Source organism: Rhodoferax sp., from assembly GCF_018063565.1.
Taxonomy (GTDB): Bacteria; Pseudomonadota; Gammaproteobacteria; order Burkholderiales; family Burkholderiaceae_C; genus Rhodoferax.
Genome location: NZ_JAGPBB010000026.1, coordinates 1 through 22,539, shown reverse-complemented (window position 1 = coordinate 22,539; position 22,539 = coordinate 1). Strand labels below are relative to the sequence as shown.

The window sequence follows — 22,539 nt, the reverse complement described above, 5'->3', positions numbered from 1 at the left end:
CACACGGTGATCACGGCTCTATGGGTTTTGAAAGGCGATTTGCAAGACGAAACGAATTTCGGGGCAAGATGCAGATCCGAGTCGGAACGGATCAGATTTCATGCAGATTGTACTTGAGGCCCCAAAGGTTCAGCGCCTGTTCAAAGTCTGACGGTGGCTGCGCGACAAAGACCATGGGCAAGCCCGTCATCGGATGCTGAAAAACCAGTTTCACAGCGTGCAAGGCTTGCCGCGCCATGCCAGCGCCAAACACGCCACCGTACAGCGGGTCTCCAACCAACGGGTAACCCAAACCTGACAAATGCACCCTAATCTGGTGAGTACGACCTGTCTGCAAGCTGCAGTGCACCAGACTACCTGTGGCGCAACTGTCCAGGCATCTGAAATCGGTATGCGCAGCTTTGCCTGCATGTCGTGCCAGGTCGACCACTGCCATGCGCAGTCGATTGGCAGGATCACGGCCTATCGGCGCGCTCGCCTGGCAAACCGGATTTCCCCTCCAGGTGCCTTGCGCCAATGCCAGGTAGTGTCGCTTCACGGTCCGATCGGCAATGGCTCTTACCAATGCATCCATCACCAGGCGGGTCCTGGCCACGACCATCAAACCACTGGTGTCTTTGTCCAGACGGTGCACGATTCCCGCACGCGGAAGTTCAAACGCCTGTCGATCAAAGGCCAGCAACCCATTCATCAACGTACCCGACCAGTTGCCAGGTGCCGGGTGCACTACCAATCCGGCCGGTTTGTTGATCACCAGCAAATGAGCATCTTCATACACCAGGTTGAGCCCCATCGACTCGGCCTTGAATGCTTGACTCTGTGGCGTTGGTCGCAGCTCCACTGAGGTCTGATCGCCCACTTTTACCCGCTGCGCCGCTTTGGCTGCCGGTTTGCCGTTGACGCAAACGGCCCCGATGTCAACTAACTGTTGCAGGTAACTGCGGGAAAACTCGGGCACAAGCTCGACCAGCACCTGATCCAGCCGCCGATTGTGCTGCTCTGGGCCTAGTGTCGATACCCTGCGCTCGAACTCGGCTTCAGCCAGGTCGACTTCCGCCTCGGCTGGTTCGGGGGGGGTCGATATAATGGTTTCGCTATTTCTCAAGAAAGATGTCCTACATGCCCGGTCACAAATTATCAGTGCTCTTCAGTCCGTTTTTGGCGGCTGCTGTCTTGGCGTTGGAGGGCTGCTCCACCACTGCGGTCGACCAGACCGTCGGCTGGAGCCCCAATAAGATCTATGCTGAGGCAAAAGATGAAATGAAGTCTGGTGCCTATGAAAAGGCTGTACCACTTCTGGAAAAGCTGGAAGGTCGTGCTGCCGGTACGCCATTGGCCCAGCAGGCGCAGGTGGATAAGGCCTACGCGCACTACAAAGCAGGTGATTCCATTCAGGCGGTGGCAACGCTTGACCGATTCATGAAACTGCACCCGGCAAGCCCTGCCATTGATTACGCGCTCTACTTGAAAGGCCTGGTCAATTTTAACGACGACCTTGGATTGTTTTCCTCGTTCACACAACAAGACCTGGCTGAACGGGATCAAAAAGCTGCCAAAGAGTCGTTTGAATCGTTCAAGGACCTAGTGACAAGGTTTCCCGACTCCCGTTACGCAGCCGATGCGCGCGCGCGCATGGACTACGTCGTCTCTTCGTTGGCACAGTCTGAAGTTTATGTTGCCAACTACTACTACCACCGTGGCGCCTATTTGGCGGCTCTCAGCCGCGCCCAATCAGCGATTGCAGAATATCAGGGTGTGCCAGCGATTGAAGAAGCACTCTTCATCATGGTCAGGTCCTACGACGCCTTGAATATGTCAGAAATGCGCGATGACACGCGCCGGGTTCTTGAGAAAAACTATCCGCAGTCCCCGTACATCACGCAAGGATTCAAAAACAAATCTCAACCCTGGTGGAAGTTCTGGTGATTCTATGAAAGCCAAGGGATACCGGCTGACCGCCGCAACCGGTATACACAAAGGGGATCGCGACTACCAGCAAGACCAGGTCGCGTTGTTGGCACATCCGCGCGTGAAAGGGTGTGTCATGGCGGTGCTGGCAGATGGCATGGGTGGTCGCAGTGGCGGACGCAAAGCATCGGATCAGGTCATTCTGACTGCCAGGCAACTGTTTGAGCGATATTCTCCCGCGATGGATGACCCGGCGGAAGTGTTGAGGCAACTGGCAGCCGAGGCACATACCGTCATCAAACTCACCGCCCTCTCCACTGAAGAAGAGCCGCACAGCACGCTGGCCGCCTTCATCGTGGATTCGGGGGGCAATTGCCAGTGGGCACACGCCGGAGACTCGCGCATCTATTTCTATCGCGGTGACCGGCTGATGCAACGAACCCTTGACCATTCTTACGTTCAAACGCTGGTCAATCAAGGCGAACTTTCCGCCGAGGAAGCCAATTTTCATCCGCGTTCCAACATTTTGATGGGATGTCTTGGCACTGAGAAGGATCCGCCTTTGGAATTGGCACCGGCGTGTCAAATGCAACCCGGCGATACCTTGCTCGTCTGCAGCGATGGGGTGTGGCACTACTTCAACGACGTAGAAATTGGTTCGATTCTGTCCACCCTGTCTGCGCGTGAAGCCAGTGAATTCCTGATAGCCAAGGCGAGAAGCCGTGCCAAGGGCAGCGGTGACAACCTGTCACTGGCGATCGTAAAGTTTGAGTCGCCACTGGAGCCGACCCACAAGACGCCTGAACCGATCAGCGCTTCAGTGGGCGGCGATCAACGCAAGGGACTCTGGCCAGGTGACGCGGGTGCCGGATAGGCATCGGCTGGATCAGCGAGCTTGCTTTCCGCGCGCTGCAGGGCCTGTAAAGCTCTGGACTGGCGTTCCATGTCGTTCAGAATGATTTCCTGGCGCCGCAGGTCATTCAGCACACTGCGTTGCTGTGCCCGCAGTTCACGCAAGCAGTCCGTGACGGCAAACCTGGCATAACAGGCTTTTTCAGCTTCCTGCCGCAGTTGGGCCTGTTGAGCACGTGTATCGGCGATGCGTTGGCGCTGTTCGGCCACAGCCAGCGTGTCGCCAAACGCGCCAACCCCTGAAGTGGCCAGCAGGACTGCCAGCCCAACAGATGAAATTGGTCTTGCCCGCTTCATGTCAGACGGGTATCCACGTCACGGCGTTGCAGGCTAAGAAACTCAGCCGACTGCATCTCGTTGATGCGCGACACCGTCCGGGCAAACTCGTGCGCCAGTTGACCTTCGGTATAGAGTTGCTCTGGTGGCACCGCAGCCGACATGATTAACTTGACACGCCGGTCATAGAGCACGTCGACCAGCCAGGTAAAACGACGCGCCTCAGCAGACATTCGCGGTGGCAACTCAGGCACATTGCTTAACAGCACGGTATGAAACTGGCTGGCAATCTCAAGGTAGTCATTTTGAGACCGGGGGCCGCCACACAGGGCCTTGAAATCAAACCACACGACGCCTCCTGCACGTCGGCACGCATGAATGGTGCGGGCCTCGATTTGCAGAGCAGGGTTTTCATCCTGCGAACCGGCCAACCGTTCGAATGCCTTGAGCATGGCAATCTCGGCCTGTTCACCGAGCGGACTGTGATAAATCTGCAACTGCTCCAGCACGCGACCCCGATAGTCGGTGCCGTTGTCGACATTCACAACCGATAGCCTTTCCTTGAGCAAAGCGATGGCTGGAAGAATACGATCCCGATGCATGCCATTGGGGTAAAGATCGTCGGGCTTGAAGTTGGAGGTGGTCACAAACCCGACACCTTGGTCAAACAGCGCTTGCAGCAAGCGATGAAGAATCATCGCATCGGTGATGTCCGACACATGAAACTCGTCAAAACAGATCAGTCGATACTTGCTGGCCATGCGTTTGGCCAGCATATTTAGCGGGTTGGCCGTGCCCTGCAGCGCGGCGAGTTCACGGTGCACTTCACGCATGAACTCATGAAAATGCAGACGGGTCTTGCGTTTGAGCGGCACCGCCCCGTAAAAACAATCCATCAGAAAACTTTTTCCCCGCCCGACCCCACCGTACATGTAAATGCCGCGCGGAATGGGTGGATGGTTGATCAGCTTCTTGAACCGGTTGGAGCGTTGTTCCTTGAAACGCGCCCACTCGCGTGCGCAGGTCTCCAGCACACCGAGCGCTCTCAACTGCGCCGGATCTGCGGTGTAACCACGCGCCAACAACTCCGCTTGATACGCTTTCCTGACAGTCACGGGACTTGGTTCACTATACTAAAAATAGCTTCCAACACTTACAGAATAAATGCTAGAAGCCAATTTTCATAGATTTTTTCAAAAGTTCAGCGTGCGCTTGTCCACCGCCAGCGCGGCCTCTTTGGTCGACTCGCTCAACGACGGGTGCGCATGGCAAATCCGGGCGATGTCCTCGCTGCTGGCACGAAACGCCATGGCCACCACACACTCGGCAATCAGCTCGCTGGCCATCGGACCAACGATGTGCACGCCCAAAATCTCGTCGGTTTTGGCGTCAGCGAGCATCTTGACCATGCCGGTGGTGTCGCCCAAAGCGCGCGCGCGCCCGTTTGCCAGGAAGGGAAAGGTGCCTGCCCTGTAGGCAACACCGTCGGCTTTGAGCTGCTGCTCCGTGCGCCCGACCCAGGCAATCTCGGGACTGGTGTAAATGACCCACGGAATGATGTTGAAGTCGACGTGGCCGTGCTGGCCGGCAATGCGCTCAGCCACAGCAACGCCTTCTTCCTCGGCTTTGTGCGCGAGCATCGGGCCGCGCACCACATCGCCCACTGCCCACACGCCCGGCAAGTTGGTTTTGCAGTCTGCATCGACCACAATCGCCCCACGCTCATCGAGCTTCAGGCCAACCGCTTCTGGGTTCAACCCAATGGTGTTGGGCACCCGGCCAATCGAGACAATGAGCTTGTCGACCTCCAGCGTCTTGGCCTCGCCTTTGGCACTGGTATAGCCAATGCTGACGCCCTTCTTGCTGGTGGCGACTTCACCCACCGTGACGCCCAGCTCAATTTTGAGCCCCTGCTTGTCGAACGCCTTCTTGGCCTCTTTGGCAATCTGCTCATCCACCGCGCCCAGAAAGGTCGGCAGTCCTTCCAGAATCGTGACCTCAGCACCCAGGCGACGCCAGACTGAGCCCATCTCCAGCCCAATCACACCCGACCCAATCAACGCCAGCTTTTTCGGAACTGCCCCGATGCGCAGCGCCCCATCGTTGGACAGCACCAGTTCTTCGTCAAAAGGCGTGCCTGGCAAGGCGCGCGCGTTGGAGCCGGTGGCGATGATGATCTGCTGGCCGACGAGGCTTTCGTCAGCGGGCCCGCTGACTTTGATCTCATAACCCGCCTCCACCGCTTTCACAAACGACGCGCGGCCGTGAAAGAAGCTGATCTTGTTTTTCTTGAACAGGTAAAGAATGCCGTCGTTGTTCTGTTTGACCACCGTGTCCTTGCGCGCCACCATCTTGGCAACGTCCATGCTCAGGCCCTTGACCGTGATGCCATGCTCCACAAAGTGATGGCTGGCTTGCTCATAATGCTCGCTGCTTTGTAGCAGCGCCTTGCTCGGAATGCAACCCACGTTGGTGCAGGTTCCGCCTGGGGCAGGACCACCTGAACTGTTTTTCCACTCGTCAACACAGGCGACGTTTTTCCCGAGCTGGGCGGCACGAATCGCCGCCACATAGCCCCCTGGACCACCACCGATCACAATCACATCAAATTGCTTGCTCATTTTTTTGCTTTCTAAATGCCACGAGGAACCGGAACGCCACAGGATAGGACAGCTCCGACGGCGACTAGCAGTTTGCGTTGGGAGTCTGACGCGGCGAAGTCAAGGACGAGGATTGGGGCTCGCCCCAATCCGGCGGACATTCGCGGAGTTAGATACCCAATGCGTGCTGCGGATTAAGGAGAACTGCTCGATGGGTACTCAAATATCAAACAGCAGTCGCGCCGGATCTTCCAGCGCTTCTTTCATGGCCACCAGACCCAGAACGGCTTCACGACCATCAATAATGCGGTGGTCATATGACATGGCAAAGTAGTTCATCGGGCGCACCACGACCTGGCCGTTTTCCACCATGGCGCGGTCTTTCGTGGCGTGAACGCCCAAAATCGCGCTCTGCGGCGGGTTGATGATCGGGGTGGACATCATCGAACCAAACGTGCCGCCATTGCTGATCGAGAAAGTGCCGCCGGTCATCTCTTCCATGCCCAGTTTGCCATCACGCGCCTTCACACCAAACTCGGCAATCTTCTTCTCGATATCAGCAAAACTCATCTGGTCGGCATTGCGCAAAATCGGCACCACCAGGCCGCGTGGCGAACCGACCGCGATGCCGATGTCAAAGTAGCCGTGGTAAACAATGTCGGTACCATCCACCGAGGCGTTGAGTACCGGGAATTTTTTCAGCGCGTGTACTGCTGCCTTGACAAAAAAGCTCATGAAGCCGAGCTTGACACCGTGCTCTTTTTCAAACTTCTCCTGCATGCGCTTGCGCATGTCCATGACAGGCGCCATGTTGATCTCGTTGAACGTGGTCAAAATGGCGTTGGTGCTTTGCGACTGGATCAAGCGCTCGGCCACACGCGCCCGCAGGCGGCTCATCGGCACACGCTGCTCAGGGCGCCCCGCCAGTTCGGCAGCAAGACTCCCAGTGGGCGCAGCAACCTGAGGTAATAAAGCGGCCGCAGGTTTTGCGGGCATTGCGGGGGCAGCTATCAGTTTTGGTACTGCCTGAGCCACTGGCGCTGCGCCTGCCACTGCTGCCAGCACATCACCCTTGGTCACACGGCCGTCTTTTCCGGTCCCAGGCACAGAACCCGCAGCGAGCTGGTTGTCGGCCATCAGTTTGGCCGCTGCCGGCATCGCCACGCCGGCCATGCTGCTGATGGCAGCAGGCGCAGGGGCCGAAGCGGCCGCCATAGCCAGGGTAATAGGCGCTGCAGCAGCCACTGCTGCGCCAGCCACCGCCTCGGTATCGATGCGAGCAATGAGTTGCTCGGCCGCGACGGTGCTGCCGTTGGGCTCGACGATTTCGACGATGACACCAGCGGATGGTGCAGGTACCTCCATCACAACCTTGTCGGTCTCGACTTCAATCAGGATTTCATCCACAGCGACGCTGTCGCCGACTTTCTTCTTCCATTGCAACAGAGTGGCTTCAGCCACAGATTCAGACAGTTGCGGGACTTTGACTTCTACGATTGCCATGACAGTGCTTTCAAAAAATGAGGGGTAACGCCCCCAGCCAAGACCGCTCCTGGCCAGGTTTCAGGCGAATTTATTTGGTCAGAATGAAGCCCTTGAGCTTGGCAAAGGCACCTTCAACCAGGGCTTTTTGCTGTTCCTGATGCAGGTGCGAATAGCCCACTGCCGGTGACGCAGAAGCGGCGCGACCCGAATACCCGAGCTTTTGCCCCTCCAGCATGTTCTCGTGAATGTAGTGTTGCACAAAGAACCAGGCACCCTGGTTTTGCGGTTCATCTTGCGTCCACACCACATCGGTCGCGTTCGGGTACTTTTTCAGCTCGGTGGCAAACGCCTTGTGCGGGAACGGGTACAACTGTTCCACCCGCAAAATCGCCACATCGTCGACACCCTTTTCCTCGCGTTTCTTCGACAGGTCATAAAACACCTTGCCCGAACACGCGATCACGCGTTTGACCTTGTCGTTGCGCAGCACCTTGTGGTCAGGAATGATGGTCTGAAAACTTCCTTTGGTGAACTCCGACAACGGTGACGCAGCATCCTTGTTGCGAAGCAGCGATTTTGGCGTGAAGATGATCAGGGGTTTGCGCAGGTTGCGCACCATTTGCCGACGAAGCACATGAAAAATCTGGCTGGCTGTGGTGGGTTGCACCAGTTGCATGTTGGTGTCGGCTGCCAGTTGCATGAAGCGCTCAACGCGGGCTGAGCTGTGCTCGGGACCTTGGCCTTCGTAGCCGTGCGGCAGCATCAGCGTGATGCCATTGACCCGTCCCCATTTGACTTCGCCAGAGGCGATGAACTGGTCGATCACCACCTGTGCACCATTGGCAAAGTCACCAAACTGCGCCTCCCAGATCACCAGAGTGTTGGGGTCGTTGGAGGCATAGCCATACTCAAATCCCAACACGGCCTCTTCTGACAAGATGGAGTCGATCACAACAAAAGGTGACTGGCCCTCAGCAACGTTTTGCAATGGCACATAGGTGCCCTCGTTCCACTTTTCACGATTCTGATCATGAATGACGGCATGCCGGTGGGTAAAGGTACCGCGCCCGCAATCCTCGCCGCTCAAGCGCACACCATAACCGCTGGCCACCAGCGAAGCAAAAGCCATGTGCTCACCCATGCCCCAATCCACCGGAATGTCGCCGCGCCCCATGGCGGCACGGTCGTCGTAGACCTTCTTCACCAAAGGATGTGGCGTCACTGTTGCCGGCAATGTGGTGATCTTTTCGGCCAAGCGCTTCCACTCGGCGGTGGGAATGGCGGTGTCGCCGGCGTCGGTCCATTTTTTACCCAGAAATGGGGTCCAGTCGACTGCATATTTGCTCTTGAAATTTGTCAGCACCGGGTCGGTGGTGTGGCGACCGGCATCCATGGCGGCACGATAGGCCTTGGCCATGTCGCTACCCAAATCGTCACCCAGGCCTTGCGCAGCCAGTTTGTCCGCATAGAGCTTGCGGGTACCGGGATGTTGGGCGATCTTTTTATACATCAGCGGCTGGGTCAGAGCAGGTGTGTCCTGCTCGTTGTGCCCCAGCTTGCGGAAACAAATGATATCTAGCACCACGTCTTTGCGGAATTCCATTCGGTATTCCAATGCCCACTGCATCGCCATCACCACCGCTTCGGGGTCGTCGCCGTTGACGTGCATCACCGGTGCCTCCACCCCCTTGACGATGTCCGTGCAGTACAGGGTCGAGCGGTAATCACGCGGGTCGGACGTGGTAAAGCCGATCTGGTTGTTGATGATCAGGTGCACCGTGCCAGCTGTGGTGTAGCCTCGGGTTTGCGCCAGTGCCAGCGTCTCCTGGTTCACACCCTGTCCCGCAAACGCGGCATCACCATGCACCAGCACCGGCAGCACCTGGCGGCCAGTGGGGTCGCTGCGGCGGTCCATGCGAGCACGTACCGAGCCTTCCACCACCGGGTTGACAATTTCCAGGTGCGACGGGTTGAACGCGAGACTCAGGTGTACCGGGCCGCCGGGGGTGGTGACATCCGAACTGAAGCCCTGGTGGTACTTCACGTCACCGGCGGGCAAATCTTCAGGCGCCGTGTGATCAAACTCGGCAAACAGGTCGCCGGGCATCTTGCCCAACGTGTTGACCAGCACATTCAGGCGCCCCCGGTGAGCCATGCCAATCACAATTTCCTGCACGCCTTTGGCGCCGGCTTGCTGGATCAGCACATCCATGGCGGCGATAAAGCTCTCGCCGCCTTCCAGAGAAAACCGCTTTTGGCCGACGTACTTGGTATGCAGAAAGCGCTCCAGCCCCTCGGCGGCGGTCAGACGGTCAAGAATATGCTTTTTCTGTTGCGCATCGAAATTGGGCTTGCTGCGCACACTTTCCAGCTTTTGCTGCCACCAGCGCTTTTGGGTCTGGTCGGTCAAATATTGGTACTCGGCACCGATGCTGCCGCAGTAGGTTTCGCGCAGCGCATTGAGCAGTTCGCGCAACGACATCTTGTCCTTGCCAAAGAAGGTGTTGCTGACATCAAAAACCGTTTCATAGTCCGCGTCGCTGAAGCCATAAAACGCGGGCTCAAGCTCAGGAATGGCCGGGCGCTCGGTGCGTTTGAGCGGATCGAGATCGGCCCAACTGGCACCCACATTGCGGTAGGCGGCGATCAACTGCTGAGCAGCGGTACGCTTGCGGCCCATTTCGGCATCTACACTGGCAACGATGACCTTGGTCCCACCCGCCTTGGCGCGCTGGGCAAAGGCGTCGATCACGGGTTGATGCGGCACGTCGCGCGCATTGCTTCCGTCCACCGCAGGCACATGCTGCAGGGCGTCGAAATAGTCGCGCCAGGTATCGGGCACGCTGCCAGGGTTGGCCAGATAGTTCTCGTACATCTCCTCGACGTACGGGGCGTTGCCGCCGAAAAGATAAGTGTTGGCCTGGTAGGCCTGATAAACCGTGCTGGTTTGACTCATGTGACGCTGACTTTCATTTCCCTTAAGGAAATTGGAGCTGGTTAAAGCTGCGGGTTGATTAACCTTCCGCGTCACGGCTTAACCGTTTGGCGGATGCGACTGTGGCGTTGGAAGGGGCCGGTTGCGGCTGGCGATTGTGCCACCCGCAACTTGGCACGAGGCTTACAAGGATTTGATTTTTCGCAAATTAAACGCTCACCAAATCCTTGATCTGCTGCAGGGCGGCTGGATCGTCCATGGTGGTCAGGTCGCCCGGATCACGACCTTCACACACCGCGGCAATGGCGCGACGCAAGCATTTGCCGCTGCGCGTCTTGGGTAACACCGTGACAAAGCGCACCCGAGCCGGACGGGCCACCGCGCCGAGGTCCTTGTCGACTAGCTTGAAGATTTCGGCTTCGAGCTTGAGGCGCGCTGCCTCGTCCGGAATCTGGCTAGCGTCCTTGACCACGGCAAACGCCATTGCCACCTGACCTTTGAGTTGATCAGCCACCCCCACCACCGCCACTTCGGCGACGTTGGGATGGGCAGATATGCTCTCTTCGATCTCACGCGTGCCCAGGCGGTGACCGGCCACGTTGATCACGTCGTCGGTTCGTCCCAAAATAAAATAATAGCCATCCGCATCGCGGATACCCCAGTCAAAGGTTGAATAGACGAGCTTGCCCGGAACGCTCTTCCAGTAGGTATTGACAAAGCGCTCGTCATCGCGCCACACAGTTTGCATACAACCGGGGGGCAATGGGCCCTCCACCGCCACCACACCTTTCTGATTGGCACCTTTGAGTTCTTCACCGGTCTGGTCGTCCAGTAGCTTGACGTCATAGCCGTACACGGCCTTGCCAGGGGAGCCAAACTTGCTAGCTGCCTTTTCAACGCCGTTGCAAATACTCAAAATAGGCCAACCGGTTTCGGTCTGCCAGTAGTTGTCGATGATCGGCTTGCCCAGGCCCTGACTGATCCATTGCGCGGTGGGTTCGTCAAGCGGTTCACCCGCCAGAAACAGCGCACGCAACGAGGACAGGTCGTACTTGGTCAACAACGCGGGGTCCTGTTTTTTCAGCACCCGCACCGCCGTGGGGGCGCTGAACATCACCGTAACTTTGTACTTCTCAACCAGGCTCCACCAGATACCGCCATCGGGGCGAATCGGCAAGCCTTCGTACATGATGGTCGCCATGCCCGCGATCAGCGGACCATAAATGATGTAGCTGTGGCCCACCACCCAGCCGATGTCGCTGGTGGAAAAATAGGTTTCACCCGCGTTACCCGCGTAAATGTGTTTCATGCTGGCCGCCAGCGCCACACAATAGCCACCGGTATCGCGCTGCACCCCTTTGGGTTTGCCGGTGGTGCCGCTGGTATACAAGGTGTAGCTGGGGTGGGTGGCGTCGACCCATTCGCACTCAACCACCGTTTCAAGGTGCTTTTGCCGCATAGCCCCCCACAGATGGTCGCGTCCTGCAACCAATTCCATAGCAGCCATGCCGCGATCGATCAGCAGAACCGATTCGGGCTTGTATTTGGACAAACGCAGTGCCTCATCCAGCAGAGGCTTGTACGGCACCGCCTTGCCGCCACGCGAACCGGCATCGGCGCTGACAATCACCCGCGGCTCAGCGTCCTCAATGCGCGACGCCAGCGAACCGGATGCAAAACCGCCAAACACCACCGAGTGAATCGCTCCGATGCGCGTGCAGGCCAGCATCGCAAAAGCCGCCTCCGCCACCATGGGCATATAAATCAGGACCCGATCACCCTTTTGCACGCCGAGTTCCTTGAGTACCGCCGCCATTCGCTGCACTTCGGCGTGCAGTTCACGAAAACTGTAGACCTTTTCCTGGTCAGTTTCGGTCGAGACAAAGATCAATGCAGCCTGATCGGGGCGGTCCTTCAAATGCCGATCGACCGCGTTGTGACACAGATTGGTGATACCACCTGCAAACCATTTGGCAAATGGTGGATTGCTGTAGTCACAGATCTGTTGTGGCGGAACTTTCCAGTCCACCAAAGTGGCCTGTTCTGCCCAAAAACCGTCACGATCAACGAGGGACTTCTGGTGGAATTCGGCGTAACTGCTCATGTTGGTTGTCTCCAAAGGGTTGTTAGAACTGAATTTATAATTATGAGTGGTGAACTTGCTACACGCTGACTCGTGCCGGGCTAGGCCCAAAGACCTGCACGGGTTGCCACAAAGGAGATGTCAACGGCAGATCCATCATTTCAATGTCCTGGGCCCGCATCTATTTGATCAAGGACTGGATGCTTCTGAACTGGGGATGCTCGGCCGAACGCACCCACTCAAACGCCACCATCTCGGTGGTCAATAACTCAGCACCAGCGCCCGCCAGACGATCGAAAGCGGCGTCCCGGTTGCGTTCTGTGCGCGAACTGCAGGCATCGGTCACCACCCAGACGTCAAAATCGTCCTCAAGCAAATGCAAGGCGGTTTGCAGCAGGCAAACATGCGACTCGCAGCCCGCAATGACAATGCTGTTGCGGACCAGCGGAGCAGTCGCGGGCTTTTGCAGGTGTTTGGGCAGGCTCCTTGCATTGCCCGCCATGGGCCTTGATGCCGGGCGCAACCACTCACCCAGGCCCTCTTCCACACCACTGAACTGCATTTTCGCCAGCGTCCTTTGACAGGCGGACCTCACTTCTACCGGATTAGGACCCAAGCGTGAAGGATTCTGTTCGGTACCAAAACACGGCACCTGCAGGAGCTGGGCAAATTTCGCCAGACGCACTGCGTTGCCGAGCACGCCTTCGGCGTCAAACATCGCGGGCATCAGTTTTTCCTGATAGTCCACCAGAACAAGTTGGGAGTTTTCCAGGTCAAGCAACATAAAGCACCTCAAAAAACAAAAGCCGTGATGAGCTGAATTAAACCGCACTCCGGACCAAGTACAAACAAAGGCCAGCGCATCCTTTGGCAACCACTTTTCAGGCGTTCCCGGTGTGTTTCCGGAGTCGAGTAAACTCCGCCTCTATGCACCTTCGATTCAAACTGTTGACTCCCCTTGTTCTGGCTTTGATGCTCAACGTGGCACAGGCCAGTCCCTCTGACGTGCATTCGAATCAGGAGGTATCACCAGCAAGCCAAATTCTGACGCAACTTGATCAGGTGCGGCAGACTGTGACCCTGGGCGCCACTGAATTGGTCGAAGGTGCGCTGAACCTGATTGGCGTTCCCTACCGGCGCGGCGGTAACTCGGTCGAAGATGGCCTCGATTGCAGCGGCTTGGTGAAGTCTGTTTACGCCCAAACCCTTGGCTTGATCCTGCCGCGCCGCGCGGACCAGCAGGCGGCTGCAACACAAAAGATTGACAAAACCGAACTGCAGCCTGGTGATCTGGTGTTCTTTAACACCATGCGCCGCGCCTTCAGCCACGTCGGTATTTATATTGGCGAAGGAAAATTTGTCCACGCTCCAAAGCCCGGCGCTTCGGTTCGAATTGACAACCTTGCGCAGTCATACTGGACCCGGCGCTTCGATGGTGCCCGACGCGTCCTGACGGGCGAAGATACGGCGCAACCGCGCTAGCCATTCAAATTCACGCATCGGGCGTGACTGGCCGGACCCGCACAGACGGTATGACCATCTGAAAGCAAGATCCGCGGCCGGGCGTGCTCTCGATGCTTAACTGCCCTTGATGCCGCTGCACCACGTGCTTGACGATGGCCAGTCCTAGCCCGGTGCCGCCGGTTTCACGTGAACGGCTGCGGTCAACCCTATAAAAGCGTTCTGTCAATCGGCCCAGATGTTCAGGTGCTATCCCCTGTCCACTGTCCTGGACCCTGAAACACACATCTCCGTCAGGTGTCAAGGCCGATCGCACGACAATGGAGCCACCTGCCGGCGTATATCGAACGGCGTTGCTCACCAGATTGCCCATGGCACTGAGCAGTTCGCTGGCGTTACCAGCAATTTCCACATTGGCAGAACTCTCGAACACCAGTTCTTGTGGGACAGACCCCTGCGGGCACACTAGGCGTGACAGGGCCTGCGCGTCGTGGCCCAATTGGTCCATCAGGCTGGCGATGGGGGTCCAACTGTCACAGCCTGGCGATGGGCTTCCCTCCAGCTTGGAGAGTGTTAACAGGTCACTCACCAAAGTTTGCATACGTCCCGCCTGCTGTGCCATCATCGCCAGGAATCGCTGTTGTTCGTCTGCATCCAAGGGCAGGCTCTGCAGAGTCTCGACAAACCCGGCCAGCACGGTCAATGGGGTACGAATTTCGTGCGACACATTGGCCACAAAATCCCGGCGCATCGCATCCGCCTGCTCCAGCATGGTCACGTCCCGCGACAGCAGCAGGCTGCGCCCCTCACCATAGGGGTGCAGTTGTACCGAAAGACTGACGGGGCGTCCAGGCTTACTGTCACGCCCCGTCAGTGTCACGTTGTGGCTGAAGTCCCCCGCCGCCAAGTAACGTACAAAGGCCGGATCACGTACCAGGTTGGATATAACCTGGGCCAAGTCGCGCTGAACCTCAATCCCGAAGTGCAGCGCCGCGGTCTGGTTGCACCATTCAATGCGGGTTTGTTGATCAAGCAAAACCACCCCGTTGGGCGACGCCTGAAGCGCAGAAAGGAAGTCCTGCAATCTGCGTTGGCTTTGCTCGTATTGCTCTTCGCGGGTACGCAACAGGCGACGCACGCGCTGTGCAGATTCACGCCAGATGCCGCTCAGCCAGGCCGCATCACCTATCACGCCAGAGCGCAACTGCAACAGCCAGCGCCATGCCGCAAGTGTGTCATACCCAAACCATAGCAAACCCGCAATGAGCGCGCCGGTCTGCGGGTTGGCGCGCTGTACTCCGTTGGCATCAGCCAGCCAACCCAGCAAGGCCCCAGCCAACAACGCTGTGAGATAACCTATCGTGCGCCAGAGCATGGCACAACCAAGCTTTGCGACGTCAGGCGATAACCGGCACCACGAACAGTTTCCAACATCTGGCCGGCCTCAGACCCGAGCGCCTCGCGCAGTCGCTTGACGTGCACATCGACCGTACGCTCTTCAATAAACACGTGATCGCCCCACACCCGATCCAGCAGCGCGGCACGTCCATGCACCCGCTCAGCGTGGGTCATCAGGTAGTGCAACAGCTTGAATTCAGTAGGCCCCAATTTGATGGCCTGATCTTTGAATGCAACCCGATAGGTGGCCGCATCCAGGCTCAGTTGTCCCAGCGTCACGGTTCCCGCGTCTTGCTCCGGGGCACGACGCCGCAGCACGGCACGGATACGGGCCAACAATTCTTTGGTGGAAAACGGCTTGGCAATGTAATCATCGGCCCCGGCATCAAGCCCGGCCACCCGGTCGATCTCGTCACTGCGCGCCGTGAGCATGATGATCGGCACCAATTTGGTCCGTGGATGTGCACGCCAGCGCTTAGCCAGGCTCAGACCACTCTCCCCCGGCAACATCCAGTCGAGCAAAATCACATCGGGCAGCACTGCATCAAGTTCAGCCTGCGCGGTAGCGCTGTCCATCGCCCAAATGGGACGAAATCCGCTGTGCCTGAGATTGACTGAAATCAGCTCGGCAATCGCCGGCTCATCTTCAACAATCAAAACGCCTGGCAAACGCCTCATTTCACCACCGATGCAACCTGATCCAAGGGGACGTGCCGAACATCTTCACCCTTGACGATGTAAATGATGAGCTCTGCAATATTCTTGGCATGGTCCCCAATTCGCTCGATTGCTTTGGCCAGGAACAACAAGTCCAGACTGGGCGAAATCATGCGTGGATCCTCCATCATGTAGGTGACGAGTTTGCGCACAAACCCGTCAAACTCCTGGTCGATCAGGTCGTCTTCTTTCAGAATGGCGAGAGCAGCGGTGGTATCGAGCCGGGCAAATGCATCCAGTGCCTTGCGTAGCAGGCTGGAAGCCAAATCTGACGCCACACGCAACTCAAGTGACGGCAACGCTCGCGGTGCACCGCTGTTGATGATGGACAGTACCATCCGAGCAATTTTTTCAGCCTCATCCCCCACCCGCTCCAGATTGGCAGTGGCTTTCGAAATCGCCATCAGCAAGCGCAGATCGCGTGCAGTGGGTTGACGTCGCGCAATGATGCTGGAGAGGTCGCGGTCGATATCGACCTCCATGGCGTTGACATTCATTTCGGTCGTCAACACCTGCCGAGCGACATCCACATTGAATTCAGACAGCGCGTAAACCGCTTGGCGGATCTGGGACTCCACCAGCCCTCCGAGTTCCATCACGCGCGAGGAGACGGCACCGAGTTCACTATCAAACTGGGATGACAAATGTTTATCTGACATGATGTGCTTTAAGTAATGACTAACCAAAACGGCCGGTAATATAGTCTTCAGTTTCCTGACGATTGGGTTTGAAGAATATCTGTTCAGTCGCGCCAAACTCCATCAGATCACCCAGGTACATGTAGGCGGTGTAATCGCTGCAACGTGCGGCCTGCTGCATATTGTGGGTCACGATCACCACCGTGTAGTCCTGTTTCAACTCGATGATCAACTCTTCAACCTTGGCAGTTGAGATCGGGTCCAGTGCGGAACACGGTTCATCGAGCAGGATCACCTCGGGCTTGATCGCCACACCGCGTGCAATACACAGGCGCTGCTGCTGCCCGCCAGACAGGCTGGCGCCGTTTTGCCTTAGCTTGTCTTTGACCTCATTCCAAAGGGCAGCCTTGCGCAGTGCCCATTCCACCCGCTCTTCCATATCCGTGGTGCTGAGGTTTTCGAACAGCTTCACGCCAAAGGCAATGTTGTCAAAAATCGACATCGGAAACGGCGTGGGTTTCTGAAACACCATGCCCACCTTGGCCCGAAGCAAGGCCACATCCTGCTTGCTCGTGAGCAGATTTTCACCGTCGAGCATCACCTCACCCTGCGCTTTCTGCTCTGGATACAGTTCAAACATGCGATTGAACACCCGCAGCAAGGTTGACTTTCCGCAGCCCGACGGGCCTATAAAAGCCGTGACTTTTTTCTCTGGAATTTCAAGGTTGATGCCTTTGAGGGCATGAAACTTGCCGTAATAGAAGTTCAAATCCTTGACGGAAATCTTGGATCGTTCTTCAGATGCAACCTGGTTCATCGTGGTCATGAAATGCCTTTGTGTTTCGGTTTGAACTCGTGCTCAGAGTTTGGTTCGGGTCAGCACGCGGGCCAGAATATTGAGCCCCAGGACCGCCAGAGTGATCAGAAAAACACCCGCCCAGGCCAGGTTTTGCCAGTTTTCATAGGGGCTCATGGCGAATTTGAAGATGGTCACCGGCAGACTGGCCATCGGTTCGCCCAGGCTTGAGGTCCAGAACTGGTTACTCAAGGCGGTAAACAGCAGCGGTGCCGTTTCGCCGGCAATACGCGCCACCGCCAGCAAGACCCCGGTCACGACACCGGCTCGGGCAGAGCGCATGGTGATGCTCAAAATCACCTTCCATTTGGGGGCACCCAGGGCATACGCAGCCTCACGCAGGCCCGGAGGCACCAGTTGCAGCATATTCTCAGTGGTGCGAATCACCACTGGAATCACAATCAGGGTCAACGCCAGAATGCCAGCGTAGCCCGAAAATGACTTGAACCGTGTCACCACCACCGCATAGACAAACAGGCCAATCACGATGGAAGGCGCTGACAGCAGGATGTCGTTGACAAAGCGCGTGAGATTGGCGAGCAAGCCTTTGGTATTGAACTCTGCCAGATAGATACCTGCCATCACCCCAATGGGGGTGCCGACAAAGGTAGCAAGCACCACCATCAAAAATGACCCATAAATAGCGTTAAGCAACCCGCCTTCGTCATTGGGTGGCGGCGTCATCTGACTGAAGGTTGCCCATGTCAACCCGGCCGTACCCAGCCGAACGGTCTCAAACAGAATCCAGAACAGCCAGAACAGGCCAAATCCCATCGCCATCAGGGACAACACCAACGCCACAATATTGGTGAACTTGCGTTTGGCATATCGACCGGCACGCATTTCGGCCAAGGCCTGGGCGTGCAACAGGGTTTCGCTGGTGGTCATGATTTGGTGCCCTCCCCCTTCTTGAGTTGCGAAAGCAGCAATTTGGATAGTGACAAGACGACAAAGGTGATGAAGAACAAGACCAACCCCAAATACATCAGCGAAGCCTGGTGCAGACCGGCGCCGGCTTCGGCAAACTCATTGGCCAATGCCGAGGTGATGCTGTTGGCCGCCTGAAACAGGCTGAGCGAATCCAGTTGGTTGAAGTTGCCGATGACAAACGTGACGGCCATGGTTTCACCAATCGCCCGACCGAGCCCCAGCATGATGCCCCCGATCACACCCGCCTTGGTGTAAGGTAAGACGACCGTGGAGACGACTTCCCAGGTGGTGGCCCCCAGCCCATAGGCCGACTCTTTGAGCAGCGTCGGCGTCACCTCAAATACATCGCGCATGACCGCCGCAATAAACGGGATGATCATGATCGCCAAAATAATGCCAGCCGACAAAATGCCGATACCCACGGGTGGGCCGGAGAAAAACGCCTCCATGAACGGCACACCTTTGAACACGTGCTGCAACGGCTGCTGCACGTAGGTTGACAGAATCGGGCTAAACACCAGCAGCCCCCACATGCCGTACACAATCGATGGAATGGCTGCCAGCAACTCAATCGCCGTACCCAGCGGACGCTTGAGCCAGGCTGGAGACAGCTCTGTCAGAAAGAGCGCAATGCCAAAGCTGACCGGCACCGCAATCAGCAGCGCGATGGCCGAAGTCATCAGCGTGCCGTAAATCATCACCAGACCACCAAAGTCTTCCTTGACCGGGTCCCAGGTGGTCGAAATTAAAAAACCGAAGCCAAACTTCTGGATGGCTGGCCAGGCGCTAATGGTTAGCGAGATCAAAATTGCCAGCAGCAGTCCCAGCGTCAGCCAGGCTGCACCCTGAGCCAACCAGCCAAAGATGCGATCAGCCAGCGGGCCTGAACGCGCCTGCTTCATGGGTGGTGGTTTAGTTCTGTCACGCGAAACCATAGGAGATGTTGGGCCGGAACTTGTCCCAGCAGAAAGTGTAGCTGACACGTTTAGTTCTCCTTCTTCCGGGTAATCCGGGCCCAAGTGCTCATTACTTCAATGCAACCGGCTTGCCGGAGGTGTCTTTGACCTTGGCCCAAGACTTTTCGATCGTCGCAACGACCGACTCAGGCAACGCAACATAGTCCAGATCGCCAGTCGCTTTGGCACCGCTTCTGAACGCCCAGCTAAAGAACTTGAAAGTTTCGGTCGCGTTAGCGGGCTTGTCCTGCACGTTGTGCATCAGGATAAAGGTGGCGGTAGAGATCGGCCAAGTGCCTTTGCCAGGCTGGTTAACGATCAATTGGTAGAAAGACTTGCTCCAGTCAGCGCCCGCAGCCGCTGCCTTGAACGCCTCTTCGCTCGGCTCCACAAAGACACCGTCCTTGTTTTTCATCATGGTGTAGGTCATCTTGTTTTGTTTGACGTACGAATATTCAACGTAGCCGATCGAATTGGGCAGGCGGTTCACAAACGCTGCCACGCCTTCGTTGCCCTTGCCACCGGCGCCCACCGGCCAGTTCACGGCTGTGCCCTCCCCGACCTTGGCCTTCCATTCGGCGTGAACATTGCTCAAGTAATTGGTAAAGTTGAAAGTGGTGCCAGAGCCATCGGCACGGCGCACCGGTGCAATATCAACATCTGGCAAAGCCAACCCGGGGTTCAAAGCTTTGATGGCCGCATCACTCCACTTGGTGATCTTGCCGAGATAAATGTCTCCCAGCACTTGACCGTCAAGCTTCATCTGTCCAGGGGCAATCCCCTTGATGTTGATGACAGGTACCGTGCCACCAATCACCGTGGGAAACTGAAATTGGCCTTTTTTTGCCAGCACTTCGTCGGTTTGCGGCATATCAGACGCTCCGAAATCCACGGTTTTGGAGTCAATCTGCTTGATGCCGGCACCGGAACCTACTGACTGGTAGTTCACTTTGACGCCGGTCGCCTTGTTGTAGTCAGCGGCCCACTTGGAATACAAAGGTGCAGGAAAACTCGCGCCGGCACCGGTAATTTCCTGCGCACTGACCGTGCCGGCACCAAAAAATGCCAGGGCGGTGGTGGCCAAGATCGATTTAAAAACGCTGTGTGTCATAAAGAATCCTCATATTGACCAGAATAAAACCGAAAACTTTCGGCGACTCGTTACGCAATGTAAGACGTGAATATGTCAAGAGTGTGACAAAACCACGGTAGTTGCCACAAGAACGGTCGTCACCCAACTGTCACTTGAATGTCATCAAGATCAACAGCGTTTTGCGCTACCCTACCCGGTATTTGCTGCCTTTACTGGAACCCTAAACATGCTTGCCATCAAAAAAGCCCGTAAACTGATTGAAACCAACCCTAACGAGCCTGCGTCACAGATCATTGCCGCACTGGTTCTGGCGCTGGAAAGTGAGACCAGCATCTCAGTGGCGCAGTTGTATCAGCTGGACAACAAGCGCTTTGAGCTGGCGCTTGAGATTCTGGATGAATGGCGGCTGGATCGGCATTACGCCAGCAAGTTGCGCCTGATCGACACGAGCAGTCAGGCTCAGGATCTGCGCGCAACCAACCCGGATGCCACACAGGCCAGATCTACCCCAACCAACGGCTGAACTGGCGACAGCATCAAATCGCCATCCGGTTGTAAAGTTAGGATAGATTCGCAAGGTAGTGCCTATTGCACTCAGGAGCCAAACGTGATTCCCACCGATGATGAACTGATCCGGCGTATCCGCCGCGACCTGGCAGACAATTTTGACGAAGAGATAGAACTAGAACTGGAGGACAGAAACCTCGACGACATGGCCGAAAGCGCCATTGACACCGACTCTGCCGAGTACCGCGAAAGTCGACGTCTTTACTTCCGCGAGCTGTTTCGCTTGCAGGGTGAACTTGTAAAGCTGCAGGATTGGGTCGTCAAAACCGGTCAGAAAATCGTGATCTGCTTCGAAGGGCGCGATGCGGCAGGCAAAGGTGGCACCATCAAGCGCATCACCCAGCGCCTCAACCCACGCGTATGCCGGGTGGCGGCACTGCCCGCGCCGAATCTGCGCGAGCAGACACAATGGTATTTTCAGCGTTATGTAGCGCACCTTCCGGGTGCCGGTGAAATGGTGTTGTTTGACCGTAGCTGGTACAACCGCGCGGGTGTCGAGCGGGTCATGGGGTTTTGCACCGACGAGCAGTATGATGAGTTTTTTCGCTCGGTTCCCGAATTTGAAAAAATGCTGGTTCGATCCGGTATCAAACTCATCAAATACTGGTTTTCGGTTTCAGACGAAGAACAGCAATTGCGCTTCCTGGGACGTATTCACGATCCGCTCAAGCAATGGAAACTCAGTCCCATGGACATGGAGTCGCGAAAGCGCTGGGAGGAGTACACCAAAGCCAAAGAAATCATGTTGGAACGCACGCATATCCCGGAAGCGCCCTGGTGGGTAGTGAACTCGGTTGACAAGAAAAAGGCCCGGCTCAACTGCATTCATCATTTGTTGAGTCAGATTCCCTACGAAGAAGTGGAGTTCACCCCCATTGTTCTGCCGCCGCGCCAGCGCAACGATGACTATGTGCGCCAACCCGTGCCCAACGAAATCCTGGTACCTGAAATCTATTGAAAACCTACGCATTGGGTCGGATCGCGCTCGTCATGCTTGACTGTGGCTGTACCTGCGATACAAACTACGGTTTTCGCATTTTTTTCCATGGAACTGCACGATGAGCTCGACACCAGCAAGTAACAAAGTTTCACCGAAAGTGCGGCATCGCCCCGACGCGCTCCCTGTACATGCCGCACCTGGCAGCGTGCCTGCCACTGAAACGGTCGATGTACCGTCGGGGCAGTGCGAAATCAAGAAGAAGCTGCTCAAGGACAAGAAGCCCAAACTTGTACGTGACAGTTTCACCATCCCGAAGCTGGAATACCTGATACTCAATCAACTGAAGCAGCGTGGCAGCATGCTTGGTGTGTCCGTCAGGAAAAATGACTTGATCCGAGCGGGCATCAAAGTCCTCGCTGATATGCCGGATGCGGCCTTTCTGGATGCCATCAAATCCGTGCCAGCGACCCGCACAGAGAAATTATCAAAAGGTGGAGCAAACGCGAGTGGTGGTTTGACAAAAGCCATTCTCCGGTAGATATTGGTTATCCGCGGCAGCGGACCACAAGCCACACTTCTGGCCGGACGATTGACTGCTTGCGTGTCTTCAACCCCGCTGCGGTTGCCCAAGGCGTTCGACGCGGTTTGAAGTTCATCCGTAAGCAAGCGGCGAACCCTTATTGACTGCGCCCTGCAGTCGTGCTCAGTGGTGGAGGCTAGGCTTGCGCCTGCCAGCGATGCGGCAATAGATCTGCGATCTGGCTATTGCGCTGAGTCGGCAGGC

General features: G+C 56.7%; 21 protein-coding genes. 6 read left to right on the top strand and 15 right to left on the bottom strand.

Translation table 11 applies throughout. The features are described from left to right. Nucleotides 1–91: 91 nt before the first annotated feature. Nucleotides 92–1,045: an RluA family pseudouridine synthase gene (locus KBF66_RS08220; protein WP_296655001.1), complete on the bottom strand. Its 954-nt coding sequence runs from the start codon at nucleotides 1,043–1,045 to the stop codon at nucleotides 92–94. A gap of 74 nt (nucleotides 1,046–1,119) precedes the next feature. Between KBF66_RS08220 and KBF66_RS08215 the strand changes: the two genes are divergently transcribed. Further along, nucleotides 1,120–1,926: an outer membrane protein assembly factor BamD gene (locus KBF66_RS08215; protein WP_296654999.1), complete on the top strand. Its 807-nt coding sequence runs from the start codon at nucleotides 1,120–1,122 to the stop codon at nucleotides 1,924–1,926. Nucleotides 1,927–1,930: 4 nt separating this feature from the next. Beyond that, nucleotides 1,931–2,782 (top strand): protein phosphatase 2C domain-containing protein, encoded by an 852-nt coding sequence (locus KBF66_RS08210; RefSeq protein WP_296654951.1) that lies wholly within the window; start codon nucleotides 1,931–1,933, stop codon nucleotides 2,780–2,782. Here KBF66_RS08210 and KBF66_RS08205 read toward each other — a convergent pair. From KBF66_RS08205 to KBF66_RS08175, 7 genes are all read right to left on the bottom strand, one after another. Further along, on the bottom strand, nucleotides 2,740–3,117 hold the full coding sequence (locus KBF66_RS08205; RefSeq protein WP_296654949.1) for a hypothetical protein: 378 nt from the start codon (nucleotides 3,115–3,117) through the stop codon (nucleotides 2,740–2,742). The genes KBF66_RS08210 and KBF66_RS08205 overlap by 43 nt on opposite strands. Then, the gene (gene zapE, locus KBF66_RS08200) at nucleotides 3,114–4,211 is read right to left on the bottom strand and encodes a cell division protein ZapE (protein WP_296654947.1); all 1,098 of its coding nucleotides are present in this window, start codon (nucleotides 4,209–4,211) and stop codon (nucleotides 3,114–3,116) included. Before zapE ends, KBF66_RS08205 begins: the two co-directional genes overlap by 4 nt. Nucleotides 4,212–4,289: 78 nt before the next feature. Next, the gene (gene lpdA / locus KBF66_RS08195; protein WP_296654945.1) at nucleotides 4,290–5,717 is read right to left on the bottom strand and encodes a dihydrolipoyl dehydrogenase; all 1,428 of its coding nucleotides are present in this window, start codon (nucleotides 5,715–5,717) and stop codon (nucleotides 4,290–4,292) included. Between the two features lie 198 nt (nucleotides 5,718–5,915). After that, on the bottom strand, nucleotides 5,916–7,199 hold the full coding sequence (odhB, locus tag KBF66_RS08190) for a 2-oxoglutarate dehydrogenase complex dihydrolipoyllysine-residue succinyltransferase (RefSeq protein WP_296654943.1): 1,284 nt from the start codon (nucleotides 7,197–7,199) through the stop codon (nucleotides 5,916–5,918). Nucleotides 7,200–7,269: 70 nt separating this feature from the next. Then, complete coding sequence (locus KBF66_RS08185) at nucleotides 7,270–10,137, bottom strand: 2-oxoglutarate dehydrogenase E1 component (protein ID WP_296654941.1); 2,868 nt, start codon at nucleotides 10,135–10,137, stop codon at nucleotides 7,270–7,272. Between the two features lie 187 nt (nucleotides 10,138–10,324). Then, nucleotides 10,325–12,220 (bottom strand): propionate--CoA ligase, encoded by a 1,896-nt coding sequence (locus KBF66_RS08180; RefSeq protein WP_296654938.1) that lies wholly within the window; start codon nucleotides 12,218–12,220, stop codon nucleotides 10,325–10,327. Between the two features lie 160 nt (nucleotides 12,221–12,380). Then, nucleotides 12,381–12,983, bottom strand: coding sequence for an isochorismatase family protein (locus KBF66_RS08175; protein WP_296654936.1), 603 nt, complete (start codon nucleotides 12,981–12,983; stop codon nucleotides 12,381–12,383). Between the two features lie 143 nt (nucleotides 12,984–13,126). On the opposite strand from KBF66_RS08175, the gene KBF66_RS08170 reads away from it, so the two are divergent. Next, entirely contained in the window at nucleotides 13,127–13,681 is a 555-nt protein-coding gene (locus tag KBF66_RS08170; protein ID WP_296654934.1) for a C40 family peptidase, read from the top strand. Nucleotides 13,682–13,691: 10 nt separating this feature from the next. Here KBF66_RS08170 and phoR read toward each other — a convergent pair whose 3' ends face one another. The 7 genes from phoR to pstS form a co-directional block, all read right to left on the bottom strand. After that, nucleotides 13,692–15,035, bottom strand: a complete 1,344-nt coding sequence (phoR, locus tag KBF66_RS08165; RefSeq protein ID WP_296654932.1) for a phosphate regulon sensor histidine kinase PhoR — start codon at nucleotides 15,033–15,035, stop codon at nucleotides 13,692–13,694. Next, entirely contained in the window at nucleotides 15,017–15,736 is a 720-nt protein-coding gene (gene phoB, locus KBF66_RS08160; RefSeq protein ID WP_296654930.1) for a phosphate regulon transcriptional regulator PhoB, read from the bottom strand. The genes phoR and phoB overlap by 19 nt, the downstream gene beginning before the upstream one ends. Next, nucleotides 15,733–16,434, bottom strand: coding sequence for a phosphate signaling complex protein PhoU (gene phoU, locus KBF66_RS08155; RefSeq protein ID WP_296654928.1), 702 nt, complete (start codon nucleotides 16,432–16,434; stop codon nucleotides 15,733–15,735). The genes phoB and phoU overlap by 4 nt, the downstream gene beginning before the upstream one ends. A 19-nt stretch (nucleotides 16,435–16,453) precedes the next feature. Next, complete coding sequence (pstB, locus tag KBF66_RS08150) at nucleotides 16,454–17,239, bottom strand: phosphate ABC transporter ATP-binding protein PstB (protein ID WP_296654926.1); 786 nt, start codon at nucleotides 17,237–17,239, stop codon at nucleotides 16,454–16,456. Nucleotides 17,240–17,272: 33 nt separating this feature from the next. Then, nucleotides 17,273–18,157: a phosphate ABC transporter permease PstA gene (gene pstA / locus KBF66_RS08145; RefSeq protein ID WP_296654925.1), complete on the bottom strand. Its 885-nt coding sequence runs from the start codon at nucleotides 18,155–18,157 to the stop codon at nucleotides 17,273–17,275. Next, nucleotides 18,154–19,134, bottom strand: coding sequence for a phosphate ABC transporter permease subunit PstC (gene pstC / locus KBF66_RS08140; RefSeq protein ID WP_296654923.1), 981 nt, complete (start codon nucleotides 19,132–19,134; stop codon nucleotides 18,154–18,156). Before pstC ends, pstA begins: the two co-directional genes overlap by 4 nt. A gap of 91 nt (nucleotides 19,135–19,225) precedes the next feature. Next, nucleotides 19,226–20,266, bottom strand: coding sequence for a phosphate ABC transporter substrate-binding protein PstS (pstS, locus tag KBF66_RS08135; RefSeq protein WP_296654922.1), 1,041 nt, complete (start codon nucleotides 20,264–20,266; stop codon nucleotides 19,226–19,228). Nucleotides 20,267–20,474: 208 nt separating this feature from the next. On the opposite strand from pstS, the gene KBF66_RS08130 reads away from it, so the two are divergent. The 3 genes from KBF66_RS08130 (at nucleotide 20,475) to KBF66_RS08120 (ending at nucleotide 22,293) form a co-directional block, all read left to right on the top strand. After that, nucleotides 20,475–20,771, top strand: coding sequence for a hypothetical protein (locus KBF66_RS08130; protein WP_296654920.1), 297 nt, complete (start codon nucleotides 20,475–20,477; stop codon nucleotides 20,769–20,771). Nucleotides 20,772–20,855: 84 nt separating this feature from the next. Then, entirely contained in the window at nucleotides 20,856–21,773 is a 918-nt protein-coding gene (gene ppk2, locus KBF66_RS08125) for a polyphosphate kinase 2 (RefSeq protein ID WP_296654919.1), read from the top strand. Between the two features lie 100 nt (nucleotides 21,774–21,873). After that, nucleotides 21,874–22,293 (top strand): hypothetical protein, encoded by a 420-nt coding sequence (locus KBF66_RS08120; RefSeq protein ID WP_296654917.1) that lies wholly within the window; start codon nucleotides 21,874–21,876, stop codon nucleotides 22,291–22,293. Nucleotides 22,294–22,539: the final 246 nt, after the last annotated feature.